Source organism: Alkalicoccobacillus porphyridii (assembly GCF_007293315.1).
Lineage (GTDB): Bacteria > Bacillota > Bacilli > Bacillales > Bacillaceae_D > Alkalicoccobacillus > Alkalicoccobacillus porphyridii.
The window spans coordinates 1-278 of record NZ_VLXZ01000183.1; the positions used below are offsets into that span (position 1 = coordinate 1).

The 278-nt window shown below is 53.2% G+C and carries 1 protein-coding gene; it reads left to right on the forward strand.

Annotation, left to right across the window (positions count from 1 at the left end; translation table 11 throughout):
- On the forward strand, nucleotides 1–278 hold a 278-nt coding region (locus tag FN960_RS23955; RefSeq protein ID WP_368854060.1), incomplete at both ends, for an NAD(P)H-hydrate dehydratase.

The window sequence follows — 278 nt, forward strand, 5'->3', positions numbered from 1 at the left end:
TGCAAAAAGTTGAGAATTTTCGCAAACCGATGTTGTGGGATGCCGATGCATTGAACCTGCTGGCAATCAATCCCGATAAGCGTCACAATCGCGTGATCACGCCGCATCCTGGCGAGGCCGCACGGTTGTTAGGCTGTTCCGTCGCTGAAATTGAAAGTGACCGCTTACATTGCGCCAAACGTCTGGTACAACGTTATGGCGGCGTAGCGGTGCTGAAAGGTGCCGGAACCGTGGTCGCCGCCCATCCTGACGCTTTAGGCATTATTGATGTCGGAAAT